At 43.8% G+C, this 20,287-nt stretch carries 17 protein-coding genes and 1 pseudogene; 5 read left to right on the forward strand and 13 right to left on the reverse strand.

Going from position 1 to position 20,287, the window contains the following annotated elements; all coding sequences use genetic code 11:
- The first annotated feature begins 209 nt into the window (after positions 1-209).
- Positions 210-1,766, forward strand: coding sequence for an AAA-like domain-containing protein (locus tag IM515_RS24905; RefSeq protein WP_287630395.1), 1,557 nt, complete (start codon positions 210-212; stop codon positions 1,764-1,766).
- A 129-nt stretch (positions 1,767-1,895) separates the two neighbouring features.
- On the opposite strand, the gene IM515_RS24910 is transcribed toward IM515_RS24905, so the two are convergent.
- From IM515_RS24910 to IM515_RS24960, 11 genes are all read right to left on the reverse strand, one after another.
- Positions 1,896-2,180, reverse strand: a complete 285-nt coding sequence (locus tag IM515_RS24910) for a hypothetical protein (protein ID WP_002764782.1) — start codon at positions 2,178-2,180, stop codon at positions 1,896-1,898.
- Positions 2,181-2,263: 83 nt separating this feature from the next.
- Positions 2,264-2,560, reverse strand: a complete 297-nt coding sequence (locus IM515_RS24915; RefSeq protein ID WP_287630396.1) for a DUF4164 family protein — start codon at positions 2,558-2,560, stop codon at positions 2,264-2,266.
- Positions 2,561-2,645: 85 nt separating this feature from the next.
- On the reverse strand, positions 2,646-2,945 hold the full coding sequence (locus IM515_RS24920) for a hypothetical protein (protein ID WP_002764784.1): 300 nt from the start codon (positions 2,943-2,945) through the stop codon (positions 2,646-2,648).
- Positions 2,946-3,012: 67 nt separating this feature from the next.
- Entirely contained in the window at positions 3,013-4,077 is a 1,065-nt protein-coding gene (locus IM515_RS24925; protein ID WP_185241199.1) for a glycosyltransferase family 4 protein, read from the reverse strand.
- Between the two features lie 78 nt (positions 4,078-4,155).
- Positions 4,156-5,439 carry a serine hydroxymethyltransferase gene (gene glyA, locus IM515_RS24930; protein ID WP_287630410.1) on the reverse strand — a complete coding sequence of 428 codons (1,284 nt, stop codon included), beginning with the start codon at positions 5,437-5,439 and terminating at the stop codon, positions 4,156-4,158.
- A gap of 426 nt (positions 5,440-5,865) precedes the next feature.
- Positions 5,866-8,922, reverse strand: a complete 3,057-nt coding sequence (gene ppc, locus IM515_RS24935) for a phosphoenolpyruvate carboxylase (RefSeq protein WP_287630397.1) — start codon at positions 8,920-8,922, stop codon at positions 5,866-5,868.
- Positions 8,923-9,209: 287 nt separating this feature from the next.
- Complete coding sequence (locus IM515_RS24940; protein ID WP_190358318.1) at positions 9,210-9,398, reverse strand: hypothetical protein; 189 nt, start codon at positions 9,396-9,398, stop codon at positions 9,210-9,212.
- Complete coding sequence (gene minE / locus IM515_RS24945) at positions 9,395-9,682, reverse strand: cell division topological specificity factor MinE (protein WP_002764792.1); 288 nt, start codon at positions 9,680-9,682, stop codon at positions 9,395-9,397. The genes IM515_RS24940 and minE overlap by 4 nt, the downstream gene beginning before the upstream one ends.
- A gap of 29 nt (positions 9,683-9,711) precedes the next feature.
- Positions 9,712-10,512 carry a septum site-determining protein MinD gene (gene minD / locus IM515_RS24950; protein ID WP_002764793.1) on the reverse strand — a complete coding sequence of 267 codons (801 nt, stop codon included), beginning with the start codon at positions 10,510-10,512 and terminating at the stop codon, positions 9,712-9,714.
- Positions 10,513-10,720: 208 nt separating this feature from the next.
- Positions 10,721-11,548, reverse strand: a complete 828-nt coding sequence (gene minC, locus IM515_RS24955) for a septum site-determining protein MinC (RefSeq protein ID WP_002764794.1) — start codon at positions 11,546-11,548, stop codon at positions 10,721-10,723.
- A 12-nt stretch (positions 11,549-11,560) separates the two neighbouring features.
- A complete protein-coding gene (locus tag IM515_RS24960; protein WP_287630398.1) occupies positions 11,561-11,911 on the reverse strand; it encodes a hypothetical protein in 351 nt (116 codons plus the stop codon).
- A 497-nt stretch (positions 11,912-12,408) separates the two neighbouring features.
- On the opposite strand from IM515_RS24960, the pseudogene IM515_RS24965 reads away from it, so the two are divergent.
- Both IM515_RS24965 and IM515_RS24970 read left to right on the forward strand, forming a co-directional pair.
- A pseudogene (locus tag IM515_RS24965) lies at positions 12,409-12,683 on the forward strand (type II toxin-antitoxin system RelE/ParE family toxin).
- 16 nt (positions 12,684-12,699) lie between these two features.
- A complete protein-coding gene (locus IM515_RS24970; RefSeq protein WP_002733868.1) occupies positions 12,700-13,014 on the forward strand; it encodes a HigA family addiction module antitoxin in 315 nt (104 codons plus the stop codon).
- A 329-nt stretch (positions 13,015-13,343) separates the two neighbouring features.
- Here IM515_RS24970 and IM515_RS24975 read toward each other — a convergent pair whose 3' ends face one another.
- On the reverse strand, positions 13,344-14,663 hold the full coding sequence (locus tag IM515_RS24975; protein ID WP_287630399.1) for a four-carbon acid sugar kinase family protein: 1,320 nt from the start codon (positions 14,661-14,663) through the stop codon (positions 13,344-13,346).
- Between the two features lie 150 nt (positions 14,664-14,813).
- On the opposite strand from IM515_RS24975, the gene lpxA reads away from it, so the two are divergent.
- Entirely contained in the window at positions 14,814-15,650 is an 837-nt protein-coding gene (gene lpxA / locus IM515_RS24980) for an acyl-ACP--UDP-N-acetylglucosamine O-acyltransferase (protein ID WP_002764806.1), read from the forward strand.
- A 187-nt stretch (positions 15,651-15,837) separates the two neighbouring features.
- Positions 15,838-17,043 (forward strand): lipid-A-disaccharide synthase, encoded by a 1,206-nt coding sequence (gene lpxB, locus IM515_RS24985; RefSeq protein ID WP_287630400.1) that lies wholly within the window; start codon positions 15,838-15,840, stop codon positions 17,041-17,043.
- Between the two features lie 182 nt (positions 17,044-17,225).
- Here lpxB and gcvP read toward each other — a convergent pair whose 3' ends face one another.
- On the reverse strand, positions 17,226-20,213 hold the full coding sequence (gene gcvP / locus IM515_RS24990; RefSeq protein ID WP_287630401.1) for an aminomethyl-transferring glycine dehydrogenase: 2,988 nt from the start codon (positions 20,211-20,213) through the stop codon (positions 17,226-17,228).
- Positions 20,214-20,287 lie beyond the last annotated feature (74 nt).

Genomic DNA, 20,287 nt, shown 5'->3' on the forward strand with positions numbered 1-20,287 from the left:
ACCAGCACCAGAAACACCAAAAAGACCAACTAAAATCAAGGTTTTGCAAAACTGGTTTGAGAAAACCCAACCTGCACCTCCTGATTTTGATCCAGATCAAGCTAAATGGGAATATTTAAAGGAGAAACATAACCTGTGAAAATCTTGCTTGATACCAACATAATTATAGATAGTGTAAACTTAAAGAGTTCACCTATTACCAAAATTCTATGACTCGCTGGTTTAATATTGCAGGTCCCTGTAAAGACGATATCCACTATATGCTATCTCCCACAGTACGATTACCAGATTTAGAGGAGCTAATTGAACAAGAAAGTTATTTTGTCCTTCATGCACCACGACAAACGGGGAAAACCACAGCAATGTTAGCTCTAGCACAACAACTTACCGATACTGGAAATTATGCCGCAGTCATGGTATCAGTGGAAGTAGGAAGTGCATTCAATCATGATCCCAGTGCAGCAGAATTAGCGATTTTAAGAGCTTGGTATAATACAATAAATATCCGCTTACCCAAAGAATTACAACCACCTGTTAAACAATGGCAACAGGAAGAACCAGGAAATAGAATTAATGATTTTTTAACAGGTTGGGCAAAATCTTTAAACCGACCTTTAGTATTATTTATAGATGAAATTGATTCTTTACAAGACCAAACATTAATTTCTATTTTACGACAGTTAAGAGATGGTTTTCCTAACCGTCCAGAAAATTTCCCGACCTCAGTAGGATTAATTGGTTTGCGAGATGTGCGAGATTATAAAGTAGCATCTGGTGGTAGTGATAGATTAAATACATCCAGTCCTTTTAATATCAAAGTTGCTTCTCTGACTATGCGAAATTTTAATCTTGCAGAAGTGGTTGAATTATATCAACAACATACAGCAGCAACTGGACAAATTTTCACACCAGAAGCTATAGAAACAGCGTTTGATTTAACTCAAGGACAACCTTGGTTAGTCAATGCTTTAGCTAAAGAAATTGTAGAAAAAATGGTAAAAGATAGAAATATCGGTATTACCAAAGAACATATTTTAACAGCCAAAGAAATATTAATTAATCGTCAGGATACTCATTTAGATAGTTTGGCGGAAAAACTCAGAGAAAAACGAGTGAAAAACATTATTGAACCGATTTTAGCAGGGCAAACCTTACCCGATACCCTAGCAGATGATCGCCAATATTTAATAGATTTAGGATTATTACGACGTGATCCGATGGGGGGATTAGTTATTTCTAACCCCATTTATCGTGAAGTAATTCCCCGCGTTTTATTCCAAGGAACTCAAGACAGTTTACCTTTAATTAGTCCTAGTTGGTTGACGGCAAAAGGTGAATTAAATATTGATGCTTTATTAACAGCATTTCTCAAGTTTTGGCGACAACAGGTCGAACCATTATTAAGTAGTGCTGCTTACCATGAAATTGCCCCCCATATTGTATTAATGGCTTTTTTACATCGTGTGGTTAATGGTGGGGGGGTTTTAGAAAGGGAATATGCAATTGGTAGTGATAGAATGGATTTATGTTTGCAGTATAAAGATGTAATTTTAGGGATTGAATTAAAAGTATGGCGGGATAAAAAACGCAATCCCCAAGCTGATGGAATTGAACAATTAGAATCTTATTTAGCACGTTTGGGTTTAGATTTTGGTTGGTTATTTATCTTTGATAGACGGAAAAATGCCTTACCAATGGAAGAAAGGTTATCAACTGAAGTTGTGGTGACAGAAAATCAATATAGAATTACTGTGATTAGGGCATGAGTTTTATATTTTTTGTTTGACGCAGAGGCGCTACAGTCGCAGAGAGGAGAACGGAAAGAGGGATTTTTGCAGATCATTTTTCTCTGTATCCTTGAAAATTGTAGAGTAAACAAAGACTAAGGACAACTTTTAGGGATTAGGGAAAAAGACGATTTTTCCCAGAATGCCTAGTATTCCTGTCACCAAAATTCCGACAATGCCAAGAAATCCATTAGTGGTAATATTCACCCGTGCATTCAGGTCATCAATACGCTTTTCTATTTCCATAACTTTAGAATCTAGGGCTTTAATATCCCCTCTTATTTCTGATTGTCCTATCTCTAGCTTATTAACATCTCTTTGTAAAGAGTCGATTTTTCCCTCAATCCTTGTCAGGACTGCTTCTAGGGAATAAGTTACGGTTTCGTTAGACATTGTGCTAAACTCCTACTTTTGCTGATTTTTTCTCTAATCGACAAGGCATCAAAATTGCCGATATGCAAGACTAAGGATAACTTTTAGGGATTAGGGAAAAAGACGATTTTTCCCAGAATGCCTAGTATTCCTGTCACCAAAATTCCGACAATGCCAAGAAACCCATTAGTGCTAATATTCACCCGTGCATTCAGGTCATCAATACGCTTTTCTATTTCCATAACTTTAGAATCTAGGGCTTTAATATCCCCTCTTATTTCTGATTGTCCTATCTCTAGCTTAGTGAGACGCTCATTAACATCTCTTTGTAAAGAGTCGATTTTTCCCTCAATTCTTGTCAGGACTGCTTCTAGGGAATAAGTTACGGTTTCGTTAGACATTTGCTAAACTGCTACTTTTGATAACTTTAATTAGGGTTTGCTGAAAAAATAAGATAGGAAAAATTTATGATGCTAAGGGCAACTTCTAGGGGTTGCCAATAAACCCAAAAAGTTTAGCTGCTCCTCCTAAAATAGCAACACCAATGGCGATCAAAATGCCTCGATTAGTAAACTCTTGATAGGCAACTCTAGCGGTCAATCCGTCAATTTTTGTGCTTAGTCGCTCATCTAAAGCTTTAATTTCTCCTTTAAGTTCTGCCTGTCCGATTTCTAATTTTGTCAGACGTTGATCGATTCTATCAGCTTTGTGGTTGACTTCCTTGATGCTGTCTTTGATTTCCTTGAGGACCGTTTCAAGGGAATAAGTTACGGTTTCGTTAGACATTTGCTAAACTCCCAGGGTTATCCTGCCGCTATCTTAATTATTAATCTTTTTTCTAGTTTAAGATGGCTTACGGTTCACCGCCACGATTGCGCCAGACTTGCCAACCGACGTAACCGAGGAGGAGAGTCGCACCAAAGGCAAAACCCCAACCACTGGGAACATTGGAAAAACCGAGGGCTAAACTGCCCACCCAGAGAGTTAGGGCGTAGATAAATAACACTGTCAGACGGTGAGAGATACCAGCTTTCAGTAAACGATGGTGTAAATGACGTTTATCAGCCACAAAAGGGGATTTTCCGCGTTTGAGACGGGAAATAATCACCGTGGACATATCGAGGAGAGGAACCGCGAGGATGAGATAGGGTAGTAAGACGGCGGTAACGGCAACAGTAGTCACAGCAGTGGTTTTAGCCAATCCAATCACCGCCACACCCGCCAGGGTAAAACCCATAAAATAGGCCCCACCATCCCCCATAAAAATTTGAGCGGGGTTAAAATTGTAACGCAGAAAACCCAAGGCCCCACCCGCTAAAGCGGCGGCGATAATAGCGGCGGCCGGTTGTCCCATCACCAAAGTTACAATCAAAATAACCACGGCAGATATACCCGAAACTCCCGCCGCTAATCCATCTAAACCGTCAATCCAGTTAATCGCATTAGCCATCCCCACTAACCAGAGGAGAGTAATCGGTAAACTTAGCCAATGAATTTGTAATAAATCGCCGAAGGGAATAGAGAGAAAATCGATCCTAACGCCGGCTTGCCAAGCTAGAAAAGCGACGCTAAACTGCATTACCAGACGATTGAGGGGCGAAAGATTAAAAAGATCATCCGCTAAACCGATGAGGAAAAAACCCAAACCGCCTAGGGTTACGCCCCACACTTCCCATTCTCGATCGCTGTTTAAACCAGCAAACCCTCCCAACCACCAAACGATCAGGAGGGCAGTTAAAGCGCCGACAAAAATCGAAACTCCCCCCAGTCGAACCATAGGCCTTTCATGGACCTTCCTTTCGTTGGGTTTATCGACGTAACCGCTTTTCAGTCCGACGGTTCTGACGAGGGGCGTACTCCAAAGTACCACGGTATGGGCGATCAGAAAAGCAATTAGATAGTATAAATCTCCGGACATGGGAATTGGGGGGCGATTTAATTCACAATTGGCCACTGACAGGCAATCGCCAATTATGAATTTTTATTATCTCTCGTTTTAGGCCAAGGCGGGGACGGAAATATGGAGATGGGGATAGAGGGGGAAGCTTTCACAGAGTTTCCCTACCCGTTGACGGCAAGCAGTTCTCAGGGCTTCATCACCGGGATTAAGGAGAATATCGGCGATAATGTTGCCAATCTCGATAAATTCCGTTTCTCCTAGTCCTCTGGTGGTCATAGCCGGGGAACCCAAGCGCAGACCACTGGTAACAAAGGGAGACTCGGGATCGAAGGGAACAGTGTTTTTATTAGCGGTAATATTGATCGTACTCACCAAGCGATCGGCTTCTTTTCCGGTCATGCCCACGGATCTTAAATCGAGTAACATCAAGTGATTATCCGTACCATCAGTGACAATTTTAATCCCTCTAGCCTTCAACTGACCTGCCAAAGCTTGGGCATTAGCGATTACTTGGCCCGAATAGATTTTAAACTCCGGTTTCAGGGCCTCCCCAAAAGCCACCGCTTTCGCCGCAATCACGTGTTCTAGGGGTCCGCCTTGGCTACCGGGGAAGACGGATTTATCGAATTTTTTGCCTAATTCCTCGTCTTTGGTCATAATTAACCCCCCCCTAGGGCCGCGCAGGGTTTTGTGAGTGGTGGTAGTGACCACATCACAGTGGGGTAGGGGATTAGGATGATGACCAGTGGCCACTAAACCGGCAATATGGGCGATATCTGCCATCAGGTAGGCCCCCACTTCGTCAGCGATGGCGCGGAATTTCTCGAAATCAATCCGGCGCGAGTAGGCAGAATAACCGCAGATAATTAGTTTGGGTTTTTCCTTGCGGGCGATGTCAAGGATGAGATCGTAGTCAAGGCGTTCGCTTTCGGGACTTACTCCGTACTGTACTACTCGGAACCATTTCCCAGAAACGTTAACGGGGGAACCGTGGGTAAGATGACCACCGTGGGAGAGATCCATGCCCATAATCGTATCGCCGGGCTGCAAGAGGGTCAGGAAAACGGCGAAATTAGCTTGGGCACCGGAGTGGGGTTGTACGTTAGCGTGGTTTGCCCCAAATAGTCTTTTAACCCGATCGATCGCTAATTGTTCCGCTTCGTCAATGTATTCGCAACCGCCATAGTAGCGTTTTTTTGGCAGTCCTTCCGCGTATTTGTTGGTTAAAACCGAACCCTGGGCGGCCATGACCGCAGCCGAGGTAAAGTTTTCACTAGCGATTAATTCTAGGTGATCTCTTTGACGTTGCAGTTCTTTTTGCAAAATCCCTGCGATCGCTGGATCCCTCAGGGATAGTATATCTAAGTTCGTATCAGTCACGGTTACTCGATCCTTTTTTAAACAATTTACCTGTAATCCTTGGGTCACTTTCTCCATTTTGGCACAATCTCTAATCTTCCGACACACCAGTGAGCTTAATTGCTTCTCTTCGGGGTCGATGATCAATTGTCAACTGTTAGCGGTAAAATCTTTATTTTTAGTCAATAAGTGATAGTAATATTAGCCAATAGAACCCCCCAAAAGCTGGGATTGAGTGATAAAATCGGAAGTAATACTAAATCTGGTTATTAAAGACTGATTATTTATTCCCCTTTTTGCATGAGTGCATGAGTAGAAAACGGGTTTCTCCGAGAAACCCGTTTTCTGTGCGTTACTCAGAAGTTCTACAAAAAGTTGACAAATCACAAAAATAGGGTGGATTACCTTCAAGATAACCACCCGAAAACTACCATTAACTATCTGTAATCAACCGGTATTTCTCATCCCTGCGGCAATACCATTAATCGTCATTAAAGCGCCCCTTAACAACTCCTCTTTAGAATAGCGGAAATGAATCACACCGGATTGAGCTTGACTATTGTATTGACGTAAACGTTTCAGGAGAGACACCTGTAGGAAACCGAGGGGAACGATCGAACCGTTGCGTAACTGCACCGAGCGCTGTAAATTCGGATCATTATCTAATAAATTTTTCTCGCCGGTGATCTGGAGAACAATCTCGCTAGTGCGATTATATTCCTCTTTGATCCTTTCAAACAGACGTTGAAAACGTTCTCGATCTTCCTGCTTAGAAAGTTCACTGACGTAGTGATAAGCCATCTGTAGATCCACCTTCGATAGAGTCATTTCTGCCTTAGAAATCACCATCTGGAAGAAGGGCCACTTGTGATAAAAATGGCGCAACAATTCTAAATTTCGGTTAGGAGAATCATCGAGAAACATCTGCAAAGCTGTCCCTAAACCATACCAAGCTGGTAAAAGAAAACGGGTTTGGGTCCAACTAAATACCCAGGGAATTGCCCGCAGGGTACTTAAATCCTGTTGACCACTTTTCCGGCGCGCTGGTCGGGAACTAATCTGTAAAAGACTAATTTCAGGAATGGGAGTTACGGACAGAAAGAAGTCTAAAAAGTCCGGTTCTTCATAAATCAAACTGCGATAGGTTTGCCGTGAACGGGTGGCCAACTCCTCCATGATGCGATTCCAGGGTTCGAGATCATCAAAACCACTGCCCAGTAAACTTGCCTGTATGACTGCCGTTACGGCCGTTTCGAGGTTATACAAGGCCAATTCTGGTAAAGAGTATTTCGAGGCTAAAACCTCGCCTTGTTCGGTGATTTTAATGCGACCGTTAATCGTTCCCCGGGGTTGGGCGAGGATAGCGGCGTAGGCCGGTCCACCACCCCGACCGACGGAACCGCCCCGGCCATGAAAAAGACGTAGATTCAAGCCGTATTGTTTAGCGGTTTTTTGTAAAGCCTTCTGGGCCTTATGAATTTCCCAATTACTGCTTAAAAAGCCGGAATCCTTATTACTATCGGAGTAACCCACCATAATCTCCTGTAAATTACCCGGTTCGAGGATGGCTGGTTCCGGGGTCACTTCCTCCCCGTTTAAAGCCCCTAAATGGTCGTAACCGCCGGCTAGGGCTGCCCGGTAGAGAGGCAATTCAAACAAAGTCTGCATGATGCCGGGGGCGTGTTTGAGGTCATCGACGGTTTCAAAGAGGGGAACAATGCGGAGGGAACTGCGGCTAGTGGCGGGGTCGTATAAACCGGCTTCTTGGGCTAATAACAGCACTTCTAGCACATCGCTGGCCTCGTTGGTCATGCTGATAATGTAGGTTTGGCAGATTTCCAGACCAAATTCCCCTTGCAGACTTCTTAAAACTCGCAGGGTTTCAATGGTTTCGCAGGTTCTTTCCGAGAAGGGCATTTCCCGGGGAATTAGCGGCCGACGGGTTTTTAATTCCGCCACTAACCAGGCGATTTTTTCTGATTCGCTTAATTGGCCGTAGGGTTTGGGTAAAACTCCGAGATAGGCGGCGATTTCTTCGATACATTCGGCGTGACGGGTGGATTCTTGCCGAAAATCTAACTGAGTCAGGACAAAGCCAAAAATCTCCACTTGGGCGATCAGTCGATCGAGTTCTTGACAGGAAAGACCGGTTTGCAAGAGACTGCGCTGTAATAGCTGTAATTCGGCTAAAAACTCGGAACCGGAGCGATAGATGTTGGTTTCGTTGAGTTTAGTTAATAATTGTCGTTCTTCCGGGTCATTGAGGCGATTATTGCGATCGCGTGTATTTTCCAGACGTTTTTGAATAAAGGCCAATTTGAGGCGATAGGGTTCCTGACGGTAGCGGATTGCTAACTGGCTATAGATTTCGGGCATTTGCTGTTTATCTCTGTCCAGGGAGTCCAGCAACTCCGGCAAGACGTGACACCAGTGCAGGGAGGCACTTAAAATACTGGTCAGGTCGCGAATAGCATCAAGATATTTTTTAATAACCAGATTGCGCTGATAACAGCAGGTTTTCCAGGTGACTTCGGGGGTAACGGAGGGATTGCCATCCCGATCCCCCCCCACCCAAGAACCGAAGCGACAGAAGTTATTTTTCGGCGCTTGTAAACGGGGAAAGGAGGATTGTAGGCTTTGCTGCAGACGCAGGGTTAACTGGGGTAGGGAATCGAAGAGAACTTCATCGAAGTAGTGGAGGGCATAATCCACCTCATCGACGACGGTGGGTTTAAATTGATGTAGTTCATCTGTTCGCCACCAGAAACGTATTTCTTCTTTTAACTGTTTGGTGACTGTTTGTGCTTCTCTGGAGTTAGTTAACCCCATACTGCGAAAGATTTCTTCTGCTTGGTCGAGTTTTTCGAGAATGCCCGAGATGCGGCGCTGTTTAATGCGAATGGTGTGACGGACAATTTCTGTGGGGTGGGCCGTGAAAACCAGACGAATATCTAACTGATCGAGAAGACGCTGGATTTCCTGGGGGGGGACGTTCACCTGTTTGAGATAGGGAAATAACCAGTGAAATAGTCCCGATTTTGGGCCGGAGTGATCGGACTCGTTCAGGGTTTTTTCTAGCCAATCAGCCCCAACAATGGTGGCTAAAAGGCTTTTTTGCGGTGGGTCTGTCTTGGGACTTTCGTTTTCTTCCCCGATCACCGTCCGTCGCAGTAGTTGCTGATCCCTTTGTTCGTAGTGTTGTTCAATTATATTTATTAACTGGAAATAGAGGGCAAAAGCGCGGGTAACTTTGATCGCTTCCCCTAGTTCCAAGTCTTCGATCATTTTGGCGATCATTGCTTCCGGACTATCATCGGTCACTTGTCCTTCCTCAGAACAGAGATGGCGCAGTAATTCCAGTAAATCGACTAATTCTTGACCACATTCGGAGACTAAGACTTCTTTCCATAAATCTTCGATTAATTTCAGTCTTTGCTGCAGAAACAGGTTGGAAGTGCTGAAAATATCCTGTTCGGTTTCGGTTGAGGGGACAAGGACGCTCATAATTTCAGTAATCAGTAATCAGTAAACAGTAATCAGTAATCAGTAATCAGTAAACAGTAAACAGTAATCAGTAAACAGTAATCAGTGAAAATAGGGATTAACTGCCTTGAAATGAAAAACTCTATCAAACCAATAACTGATCACTGATCACTGATAGATCGGGATTAGTTCTTTAGGGTTGGTCAAAAATGAGATTATATGCCAAAGAATCACATTTTTTCCGATTTTTAACAAAAATTTCACTATTATTGCCTCTTTTCAGGGGGCAAAAGGATTTTTTTCTTGGATTATTGGTCACTGTTGACCGGTAACTGATCGGGAATATTGAGAAGGGGCAAGCGATCGCCGCGAAACAATTCCTCACTTTCCCGGCCCAATTCAATTAACCAATGATTGAGGGAACGCAAGGCCAGATAGGATAAAAGAAAGGGACTGACCGCTAGACTAAGCCAAAGCTCGATCGGTTGAGTTTTCATGGCAATTTCTCGGTTAAAGGACGGCGTTTGATGCGACGAATCGGAAAATTAGCAATCAGGGCTGTAGTTCGTTGGTCACTTTCTAGGAGCAACTCGGTTTCCTCGGTGTCGATATCAAGATAACGACTGACCACTTCTAAGATTTCTTGACGCATCATATTGAGAATTTCGGGACTAAGATCGGCGCGATCATGGGCCAGAATAAGTTTTAAGCGTTTTTTAGCTTGGTCGCCACTTTTGCCCGAACCGCGCCATGCTAGAAGTTTATCGATCAGGTCATTCATAGTAGGTTAAGGGATTGAGATGAGAGAGTTTAAGGCCCAAACAAGCGACGACGCAGACGAGTAAGAAAACCTTCTTGACCGGCCATTAAATCTAGAAACGGCACATCGCGACCCTGTAAACGCTGGGCAATGTTTCTAAAGGCCATGGAGGGGAGAGAGGTCTTCTCCTCTAATACTAATGGTTCCCCTTTATTAGTGGAAATAATAATTCTTTGATCGTCGGGAATAATCCCTAACAGGGGAATTACCAATAAGTCGAGAATGTCCTCGACGCTGATCATCTGGTTAAGTTGGATCATTTCTGGCCGCAGCCGGTTGACAATCAGACGGATACTCTTAATATCCTCGCTTTCTAGTAATCCCACCACGCGATCAGCATCTCTCACCGCCGACATTTCTGGGGTAGTAACGATGATCGCTTCCTGGGCAGCAGCGATCGCATTGCGAAAACCCATTTCAATTCCCGCTGGGCAATCAATCAATACATAGTCGTAACTTTTTGACAATTGGGCGACTAAATCCTTCATTTGATCGGCAGTAATCGCCTCTTTAGTGCGATTTTGTGCTGCTGGTAATAAAACCAGATTTTCCTGTCTTTTATCCTTAACTAAAGCTTTGTCAAGGCTACAATCTCCCGCCACCACATCGAGGGCAGTATAAACGATACGCTGTTCTAATCCTAACAATAAATCGAGATTTCTTAGTCCGAAATCGGCATCGACAAGGGCGACTCGACAGCCTAATTGAGATAAAGCTGAACCTAAGTTCGCCGTTACTGTCGTTTTACCGACTCCTCCCTTTCCCGATGTCACCACAATTACACGAGCCATAATTTATATCAGTTATCAGTTATCAGTTATCAGTTATCAGCTATCAGTTATCAGTTATCAGTTATCAGTTATTAGTTATCAGTTATCAGTTATCAGTTATTGGTTTGATAGAGTTTTTCATTTCAACGCAGTTAATCGCTATTTTTACCAGTCACTGAATCACTGTTTACTGATCACTGGTCACTGATCACTGTTTACTGGTCACTGGTCACTTTTTTTCGACCCATCCCACTTGATCTTTAAAGGTGTAGGTTCTGGAAAAATTATAAGCCCCAATGATGCGGATTCCTCCTTCGCTGATACAGGCGATTTCTGGTTCCATGCGATCGCTTTTTAAAGCCGGGGCCCGTGCCACTAATTCCGCGATCCTCAGTTGAGTTAAATCGATTCGCAGGGCCATAATTACCGCTGCTCGATCGCCGCGGAATCCCGCATGGGCCACACCGCGTAAACTCCCCCAAACTAATATATCGCCATCAGCGACGATCGATCCGCCGGGGTTGATATCGCCCATGACTATAACTGTACCCGGGTGACGGATTTCTACACCCGATCGCAGGGTGGTTTTTAAGTACAAAGGTTCGGCGAGGAGGGATGGCAGCGGTTGCTCGTCCCCGAAAACCGTGGCATTCGCTCGCATTTGTTCGACGTTGTAACCCATAGTTGCCGCTGCCACTGCGGTTTGTCTTCTTTGGGTTTGGATGGTATGTAGGGGTAATTCGGCGCTGTCTAAAATTGTGGCGATCGCTTGTAGTTGCCGCGTATCCATCAGGCGATCGCTCGCCCGTAGGTGTACTGGTGTTCTAGCTGGGCAGTTTTGACCGCTATTACGGAGATAATATTTCAATCCTGTCAAGATATCTGTCCAATCCTGACTTGTCTCCCCGGCGCCAGTTTTGGGTAAAATTAGCACCAATTTCTCGCCCTCACTTTTTAAGTGAATTTGGGCGTATCTTTCCATGACCGAGGCTGATGGCTCAATTTTTTCGGTTTCTAGGTCGATTTCTTGATTTATTTCGGTTTTAGTTTCATCCATAAAGATAATTTTTTACTTAAAAAAGACAAAGCGCAAAATAGCGATCAGCAAACCGACGGAAGCGGTAATCAGTGAACCGCCTAAAATGGTTATTAATGCCCAAATTTGATTTTTTTGACTGCCCTCCACTATTTTGAGGCGATTATCCATCCCTTCGACTCTTTCGGTTAATTTTGCCTGTCCTATCTCTAGGGATTTAACATCTTGCTTGATTTCCTTAATATCAGCTTTAATTTCGCCAATATCAGCTTTAATTTCGACGATACTATTCTCGATCGCCGTGAAACGAGTTTCGATCGCTTTTTGTCCGTTGATAATTAAGTCTTCTAGCCTTTTCAAGTCCTTATCGGCAACAGTTTTCATAAAAATTAACTGGCTATCAGTATAGATGTTTCTTTAATTATGAACCTTGAGCAGCCAGCAGCAGTGGGAATTATGAATTATGAATTAGGAATTGCGGCTGATGTGAGATAGAGAGGTTTGTAAAATCAAAGGGAGGCGTCACGATAAAGGTAATCACTCCAAAGCATGAGGCCTCCCATGAATAGGATAGATGCTCCCACCCTCTTGACTATTATTTATGTCCTGGTGGATCAGCAATTCTCATTTTAAGGTTTCATGACATTAAAACCCTTGCACCTAGAGGGGTTAATAATTCTTAACGAATCTCTAGATCGCTGAAACAACGCAAAATCGTTTCAAAATGAGAATTGCTGCTGGTGGATGACTGGTATCAAGAACAGGGATATCGCTTGACTCCCATGCTGCCTGGACCTGAGCCTAGTTTCAGTGATAACGTTAGCATGAGATCGATGATCGCACTAAGATGATATGATGGTAGTGCATTTTCCTAATTATTGATGATTAAGAGTTTTGCATCTAAGGAGACAGAGCAAGTATTCAAACGTAAATTTTCACGAAAATTACCTCAAGATATTCAACGAAATGCTCGGAGAAAGCTAGAAGTTTTAGACGCGGCCGAAACTTTACAGGATTTATACATTCCTCCATCTAATCGGTTGGAAAAACTCTCAGGAGATAGAAAAAATCAGCATAGTATCCGAATTAACGATCAGTGGCGGATCTGTTTTATTTGGAAAAATGGCAACGCCTAGAAATAGTCGATTATCATTAATTGTTACTCAATAATCATGACTGAGAAAAAATTATTAGCCCCCATTCATCCTGGTGAGATTCTGTTAGAAGAATTTCTCAAACCGATGGAAATTAGCCAAGAACGTTTGGCAGAAGATCTTAATGTACCAATAGAGCAAATCAAGGAAATTATCGAGGAAAAGCGAGGAATTACTGCTGATATTGCCTTAAGGCTTTCCCGTTATTTTGGTATGTCTGAAAGGTTCTGGATGAATCTTCAAACAAGGTATGATATTGAAGTAGAAAAAGATAGGCTCAGAGAACGTTTAGAGAAGGAAGTAAAAGTCTATGCTGCTTCACAAGCATTGTAGCATAACCGAAGAAATAGGGGAAGAATAATAATTTTAACCCCCCGTAGGGTGGATTAGCGCAGCGTAATCCACCATTACATCAATTATTGAATAACCATAGATTAGGTGCGTTACACTTCGTTAACGCACCCTACAAGAGCGGCGATCGCACTACATTGTAAGTTCGGAAGAACCAATAATTTTAACCCCCCGTAGGGTGGATTAGCGCAGCGTAATCCACCATTAAATCAATTATTGAATAACCATAGATTAGGTGCGTTACACTTCGTTAACGCACCCTACAAGAACCTACAAGAACTCATATCTGCTCACTGATCACTGATTGCCTCCTATTGACACAAACGTTGATAAACTGTGGCTAAAGCTTGGACATCACCAACGTTACCCGGGAAAAGAACCACAGGTAAATTAGGAAAGAGGGGATGATCAGCTGCTGTGCGGACCATGGAGACACCGGGGAGAATCTGACCGAGTAAACGGGCCGATTGCAGGCTTAAACCCGTACTTAAGACATCATTGGAGGTAATTCCGCCTTTACTGATTAAAAAACTGATGTCGCCGGGTAAACCCTTAACAATGTCCATTAACAGGGTGGAGACGGCAACCCCAAAATCAAGGCGTTTCTGCACAGAAGCAAAGGTTAACTCTTGCCGACTGGTATAGATAACGGGGGTTTGTTTATTTTTGTGAATAAGCTTGACTTTTTCCAGAGCTTGTGCTAAGAGTTGATCTCGTTGATCGGGACGATCGCGCAATGCCGTCACATCGATTTCGACTCCGACGGTGTTGGGTTGTTGAAGCAGTTCATCTAATTGTTGGCTAGTTTTTTTGACGTGGGAACCGACGATAATTGCCCCGGCTTCCCCCGTGGGCTTATACTTACCCATAGATTCGGGTGCGATCGGTTGAGTTCCTAAATTAGCCAAAGAAGTTAGAATACTGGCGGCACTACGGAATAAAAATTTTTTTCCCTCCCCTGCGGCGGTTAAAATATCTTCAGCAAAGCGATCGAGATCCGCTTGAGTTTCCCCATCTACCACCCCACATTGATTATTTTTGAGCTTTTGCAGTCGTTCTAAACTACCTTGACGGATATCTGTCAGTAAAAATCTCTCTACATCATCTGCTTTAATTTTCCCTTTCGTTTTCTCCTCCACATAATCCGGCAGATAACTGTAATGGTAGGCAAAAACCGAATCCCGAGCAAATTCCGTCTCGTGGACGGGAGTGGGAACACCATCGATGATTAAATAGTGAATACTATCGCGAGTGATTCTACCCCCCTCAAAAAAGGCTGGAATCAGGAAATGTGCATCAAAACCGCCCAATTCTTCGGCAATAACATCAGTTTCGATCGGATAATGCCCGCGCAGGGTAGAATCGGAACGACTAACCACCAAAAAATCCTCGATTCCCTCTTTAGTTAAGGCAGTTTTCAGGTTATGACAGACTTCTCTGGTGACAGACTCGGCTTTTTCGGGGGTTAAAGCGCGAGTATTGGTCAAAACAAAGAAAATTGGCGCATTATCTGCCAATCCCAAGCGGAGAGTATCTTCATCCCACCGCATCAATAACAGACAACTATGGACTGTTTGGGAACCTGTCGGGTCATCATCTAAGACTATAATTTTAGGTCTATTATTGCTCATATATTTTTTATCAGGATGGGAGGGACGAAGGAATCAAGAGAATCTGGTTAATAGTTTAACGGGTTCTGGTTCCCCATTAAAGTCGTCCCCTCCCTAAGCAACCGCTATCAATCTTGATCACAATCTGTCCAATATAGGATAAGCTATACCATGATTCATACAGTGACGAAGTTGAGCGCGGGAGACTTCCCTTTGAATACGTTAATCCACCCCACTGCGGTTATCCATCCGTCGGCAAAACTTGATCCCAAGGTTAAAGTTGGTCCCTATGCTGTGATCGGGGCCAATGTGGAAATTGAAGCTGATACAATTATTGATGCCCATGTGGTCATTGAAGGTCCGACCAAAATTGGCAAGGGTAATCATATTTTTTCTGGGGCTGTTATTGGTAATGAACCACAGGATTTAAAGTATAAGGGTGGCGAAAGTAGCGTAGAAATTGGTGATCATAACCAAATTCGCGAGTTTGTCACGATTAATCGTGCCACGGATACGGGAGAAGTTACCCAAATTGGCAATAATAATTTATTAATGGCCTATGTTCACGTTGCCCATAATTGTATTTTGCAAGATAACATTATTATCGCTAATAGTGTCGCCTTGGCCGGTCATGTCCAGATCGAATCAAAAGCAGTTATCGGGGGGGTTTTAGGAGTACATCAATTTGTTCATATTGGCAAAATGGCCATGTTAGGAGGAATGAGTCGTATTGATCGCGATGTTCCCCCTTTTACTTTAGTGGAAGGCAATCCCTGTCGGGTGCGAACTCTTAATTTAGTCGGTTTACAAAGGGCCGGTTTTACCGATGAAGATTTAGCTTTACTGAAAAAAGCTTTTCGGATTATCTATCGTTCTAATATAAATCTTCAGGAGGCTTTAGAACAAGTTTCTCTCCTAACCGATAACCCCCATGTTCAACATCTCTGTCAATTTTTACAATCCTCTACCACCGGAGAAAAACGTCGCGGTTTAATTCCAGGGAAATAATTTCTTGATTGAGGAACAGTCTGTGGGGTGTGGGGAAGTGGGGAAGTTGGGAAGTGGGGAAGTTGGGAAGTGGGGAAGTGGGGAAGTGGGAAGAATAAATAAAAATAATCTCCTGTCTCCTGAATCCTGACTCCTGACTCCAGCAATCCTATCTCCTGAAGTCTTTTATTATCAAATAATTATCCAAATGCGTATATTTATTAGTACGGGTGAGGTATCGGGTGATTTACAGGCAGCGATGCTGATTGAATCCCTTTTTAAACTAGCTAAAATTCAGGAAATTGAGTTAGAAATTTTCGCACTAGGTGGCGATCGCATGGAGATAGCTGGGGCAAAAATGTTGGGTAAAACCACTCGACTGGCTGCCATGGGATTAATTGAATCTATCCCCTTTATTTGGCCAACTTTACAACTACAAAAACGAGCAAAAGAGTTTTTTAGAGATCATCCCCCTGATATCATTATTTTAATTGATTATGTGGGGGCAAATGTGGCGATCGGTCAATCAGCTAAAAAAATTATTCCCCAAGTGCCAATAATTTATTATATTGCCCCACAGGTGTGGATTTGGTCAGAAGAAAATATCCCCTCAGCTAAACTCAGGGCCACAGCAGAAAAGTTATTTAATACGGAAAAATTAATCGCCATCACTGATAAAATATTGGCAATTTTTCCTGCCGAAGCTCGTTTTTTTGAAACAAAAGGTTTACCAGTAACTTGGGTGGGACATCCTTTAGTTGATCGTATGGCTAATGCTCCCAATCGGCAAGAAATGCGGCAAAAATGGGCAATAAAACCCGAAGAAACGGTTATCGCTTTGTTACCTGCTTCCCGTCAACAGGAGTTTAAATATCTCGTGCCGACGGTGTGCGCTGCTGCCCAAAAATTACAGGAAAAAATACCCGATATTAAGTTTTTAATTCCCGTTCCCCTAGCTTTATACGAACCAAAAATGCGAGAATTAGTGGCGGAATATGGATTAAATGCGGTGATTATGGAACGAGATCAGACTTTAGAAGCAATTGCTGCGGCCGATCTGGCTGTGGCTAAGTCTGGTACAGTTAATCTCGAAATTGCTTTATTAAACGTGCCGCAGGTGGTGGTTTACCGTTTAAGTGCAGTTACTGCTTGGATTGCCCGCAATATTATGAAGCTTTCTGTACCATTTGTCTCACCGGTAAATTTAGTTTTAATGCGAGAAATTGTTCCCGAATTATTACAAGAGGAAGCTAACCCGGAGAGAATTATGCAGGAATGTCTAGATTTATTATTAAATCAGCAACGTCGCCAAAAAATGTTAGATGAATACGCAGAAACCACAGCCGGTTTAGGAACAGTAGGCAGTTGCGAGCGAGTGGCACAAGAGGTGTTTAATACTAAATCCAGTTATTAAAAACTGATTATGTATTACCCCTTTTGCCTTTTGCATGAGTAGAAAACGGGTTTCTCGGAGAAACCCGTTTTCTGTGCGTTACTCAACGGATTTAGTATAATTTTACAGTTCAAGTTCCAAAAAACCAGAAAAAAGCGGGGTAATTTGCCACTACCCCACCAAATATTATCAAGTAATTACGATTACTTATAAGCGTCCATCCCCTCACAGGAACAAACCAGATTTCTGTCCCCGTAAGCATTATCAACCCGTCCCACTACCGGCCAGAATTTATAATCTTTTAGCCAAGAAAGCGGGTAAGCTGCCTGTTGACGGGAATAGGGACGACTCCAATCATCGGCAGTTAAAACTGCAGCTGTGTGGGGGGCATTTTTTAAGGGATTATCGTGGATATCCATGGTACCATTAGCGATCGCTTGTACCTCTTGATAGATAGTTAACAAAGCTTCACAAAAACGGTCTAATTCCCCCAAAGATTCGCTTTCCGTGGGTTCCACCATCATTGTACCCGCCACAGGCCAAGAAACCGTCGGCGCGTGGAAACCGAAATCCATCAAGCGTTTTGCCACATCTTCCACCTCGATGCCGGCCTGTTTTTTCAGGGGACGTAAATCAATCACGCACTCGTGGGCAACCGTTCCCGCGCTACCCTTAAATAACACCGGATAGGCCGACTCCAGACGAAAAGCCAGATAATTAGCGTTCAAAATTGCCACTTCTGTCGCTTTTTTCAAGCCGGCTGCCCCCATCATAGCGATATACATCCAAGAAATCACCAAAATGCTGGCACTACCCCAAGGTGCGGCCGAAATTGCGCCAATTGAGTCCTGATGCTTACCGTTAGCGGTTTCTGGGGATAATTTCGCCAAAACCAGGGAAACATCGGGCAGAAAAGGCACTAAATGGGATTTTACTCCGATTGGTCCCATACCGGGTCCGCCACCACCGTGGGGAATACAGAAAGTTTTATGAAGATTCAAGTGACAGACATCAGCACCAAAATCCGCCGGACGACATAAACCCACCTGAGCATTCATATTCGCGCCATCCATATACACTTGACCACCGTATTGATGAATCAAGGCGCAAATTTCGCTAATTCCCTGTTCAAAAACGCCGTGAGTGGAAGGATACGTCACCATCAAAGCCGCTAGATTATCCTGATGCTTCTGGGCCTTAGTTTTCAGGTCATCAATATCAATATTGCCCCGAGAATCGCAATTAACCGCCACTACTTTCATACCACACATAACGGCACTGGCAGGATTAGTCCCGTGAGCGGACTCAGGAATTAAGCAAATCTGACGATGACCTTGACCGCGACTTTCATGATAGGCTCGGATCACCTGTAAACCGGCATACTCTCCCTGAGAACCGGCGTTCGGTTGTAGGGAAATGCCATCAAACCCGGTAATTTCCCCTAACCAAGTCTCTAACTGTTGAAAGAGCAGTTGATAGCCTTCTGCTTGGTCAATCGGAGCAAAAGGGTGTAATTTGCCGAATTCTGGCCAAGTTACCGGAATCATCTCCGCTACGGCATTGAGTTTCATCGTACAGGAACCGAGGGGAATCATGGAAGTATTTAAGGCTAGATCCTTTGTTTCCAGACGGTGCAGATATCTGAGTAATTCCGTTTCCGAGTGGTAACGATTGAACACCGGTTCGGTAAGATAGGCACTGGTACGGGTTAGATTAGCGGGTAATTCTAGACTAATTTTCTCGACTAATTCCGCCGTGGTAAAGGGTAATTCCTCGGTTGCGGCGAAAATTTGCCATAAATCCCACACATCCCTGAGAGTGGTGGTTTCATCGACACTAATTCCTAGATTATTCTCATCAAAATAACGCAGATTAATCTTATGGGTTTTTGCCTTCCCAAGGATGTCCTTAACTCCCGTGGATACCGTAACTTTGAGCGTATCGAAGTGCGGTTCTTTCCCCACCTGATAACCCAACTGTTTTAAGCCAGTTGCCAATAAAGCGGTTAATTTCTGCACTCTTTGGGCGATTTTCTTGATTCCTTCTGGTCCATGATACACCGCGTACATGGAAGCAATCACCGCTAGTAACACCTGTGCGGTACAAATATTACTGGTGGCTTTATCCCGGCGGATATGTTGTTCCCTGGTTTGCAAAGCTAAACGCAGTGCGGGTTTACCCTGACTATCCTTCGATACCCCGACAATGCGCCCCGGAATACTGCGTTTATAGACATCTTTGGTGGCAAAATAGGCGGCATGGGGACCCCCATAACCCAAGGGAACCCCAAAGCGTTGACTGCTACCCACAGCAATATCAGCCCCCAATTCGCCGGGGGGAGTCAACAGGGCTAAACTGAGAATATCGGCGGCAACGGTGACTAAAGCCCCATTTTCCTGCGCTTTGCTGATAAATTCCCGATAGTCATAAATTACGCCATCGGTGGCTGGATATTGTAATAATGCGCCAAAAATCGGCGTTTGGAAGTCAAAGAGACGATGATCCTCGATAATAATGTCAATACCTAAAGGAATCGCTCTGGTTTTAACAACTTCAATCGTTTGGGGATGGCAACTACTGGAGATAAAGAAAGCATTGGCTTTAGTTTTACACAGTCCGTAACTCATGCTCATCGCTTCCGCGGCTGCTGTTCCTTCATCGAGGAGGGAAGCGTTAGCAATTTCCAGACCGGTTAAGCTAGTGATGAGAGTTTGGAAGTTTAAGAGAGCTTCTAAGCGTCCTTGGGCGATTTCCGCTTGATAGGGAGTATAGGCGGTGTACCAACCCGGATTTTCTAAGATGTTGCGGAGAATTACCGGCGGGGTGATACAGTCATGATAGCCCATGCCAATAAAGGAGCGAAATACCTGATTTTTCGAGGCAATCGCTTTTAATTGGGCAAGAGCGGCGTATTCACTCAAGGCAGGTGGTAGATTAAGGCTTTTTTGTAAACGAATTCCTGACGGGACAGTTTTAGCGATTAATTCCTCCACGGTAGCAACGCCCAAAACCGCCAGCATTTTCTCGATTTCCGTCTCCGTCGGTCCAATATGACGGTTAACAAAGCTATCGGTGCAGTCTAGCAGGTCTTGCAGGTCAGCAGGAGCGAATTCCTCGGTTTTCTCGGCCGTAATTGACCTATTTAGCATATTAATCTCGGTTTCAACAATTACAAAAGTGCTGCGTTTCATCGCTAGGGGTGATTTTAACGCAACTGGTAAAATTTTTGTAATATTTCAAGTCAGCAAGATCAAGCCTAAGCTAA

It is taken from the genome of Microcystis sp. M44BS1 (genome assembly GCF_020244875.1).
Taxonomy (GTDB): domain Bacteria; phylum Cyanobacteriota; class Cyanobacteriia; order Cyanobacteriales; family Microcystaceae; genus Microcystis; species Microcystis panniformis.

Coding starts and splice junctions, on each gene's coding strand:
- IM515_RS24905 (WP_287630395.1), top strand. CDS start 210: ATGACTCGCTGGTTTAATATTGCAGGTCCCTGTAAAGACGATATCCAC.
- IM515_RS24910 (WP_002764782.1), bottom strand. CDS start 2,180: ATGTCTAACGAAACCGTAACTTATTCCCTAGAAGCAGTCCTGACAAGG.
- IM515_RS24915 (WP_287630396.1), bottom strand. CDS start 2,560: ATGTCTAACGAAACCGTAACTTATTCCCTAGAAGCAGTCCTGACAAGA.
- IM515_RS24920 (WP_002764784.1), bottom strand. CDS start 2,945: ATGTCTAACGAAACCGTAACTTATTCCCTTGAAACGGTCCTCAAGGAA.
- IM515_RS24925 (WP_185241199.1), bottom strand. CDS start 4,077: ATGTCCGGAGATTTATACTATCTAATTGCTTTTCTGATCGCCCATACC.
- ppc (WP_287630397.1), bottom strand. CDS start 8,922: ATGAGCGTCCTTGTCCCCTCAACCGAAACCGAACAGGATATTTTCAGC.
- IM515_RS24940 (WP_190358318.1), bottom strand. CDS start 9,398: ATGAAAACTCAACCGATCGAGCTTTGGCTTAGTCTAGCGGTCAGTCCC.
- minE (WP_002764792.1), bottom strand. CDS start 9,682: ATGAATGACCTGATCGATAAACTTCTAGCATGGCGCGGTTCGGGCAAA.
- minD (WP_002764793.1), bottom strand. CDS start 10,512: ATGGCTCGTGTAATTGTGGTGACATCGGGAAAGGGAGGAGTCGGTAAA.
- minC (WP_002764794.1), bottom strand. CDS start 11,548: ATGGATGAAACTAAAACCGAAATAAATCAAGAAATCGACCTAGAAACC.
- IM515_RS24960 (WP_287630398.1), bottom strand. CDS start 11,911: ATGAAAACTGTTGCCGATAAGGACTTGAAAAGGCTAGAAGACTTAATT.
- IM515_RS24970 (WP_002733868.1), top strand. CDS start 12,700: ATGACTGAGAAAAAATTATTAGCCCCCATTCATCCTGGTGAGATTCTG.
- IM515_RS24975 (WP_287630399.1), bottom strand. CDS start 14,663: ATGAGCAATAATAGACCTAAAATTATAGTCTTAGATGATGACCCGACA.
- lpxA (WP_002764806.1), top strand. CDS start 14,814: ATGATTCATACAGTGACGAAGTTGAGCGCGGGAGACTTCCCTTTGAAT.
- lpxB (WP_287630400.1), top strand. CDS start 15,838: ATGCGTATATTTATTAGTACGGGTGAGGTATCGGGTGATTTACAGGCA.
- gcvP (WP_287630401.1), bottom strand. CDS start 20,213: ATGAAACGCAGCACTTTTGTAATTGTTGAAACCGAGATTAATATGCTA.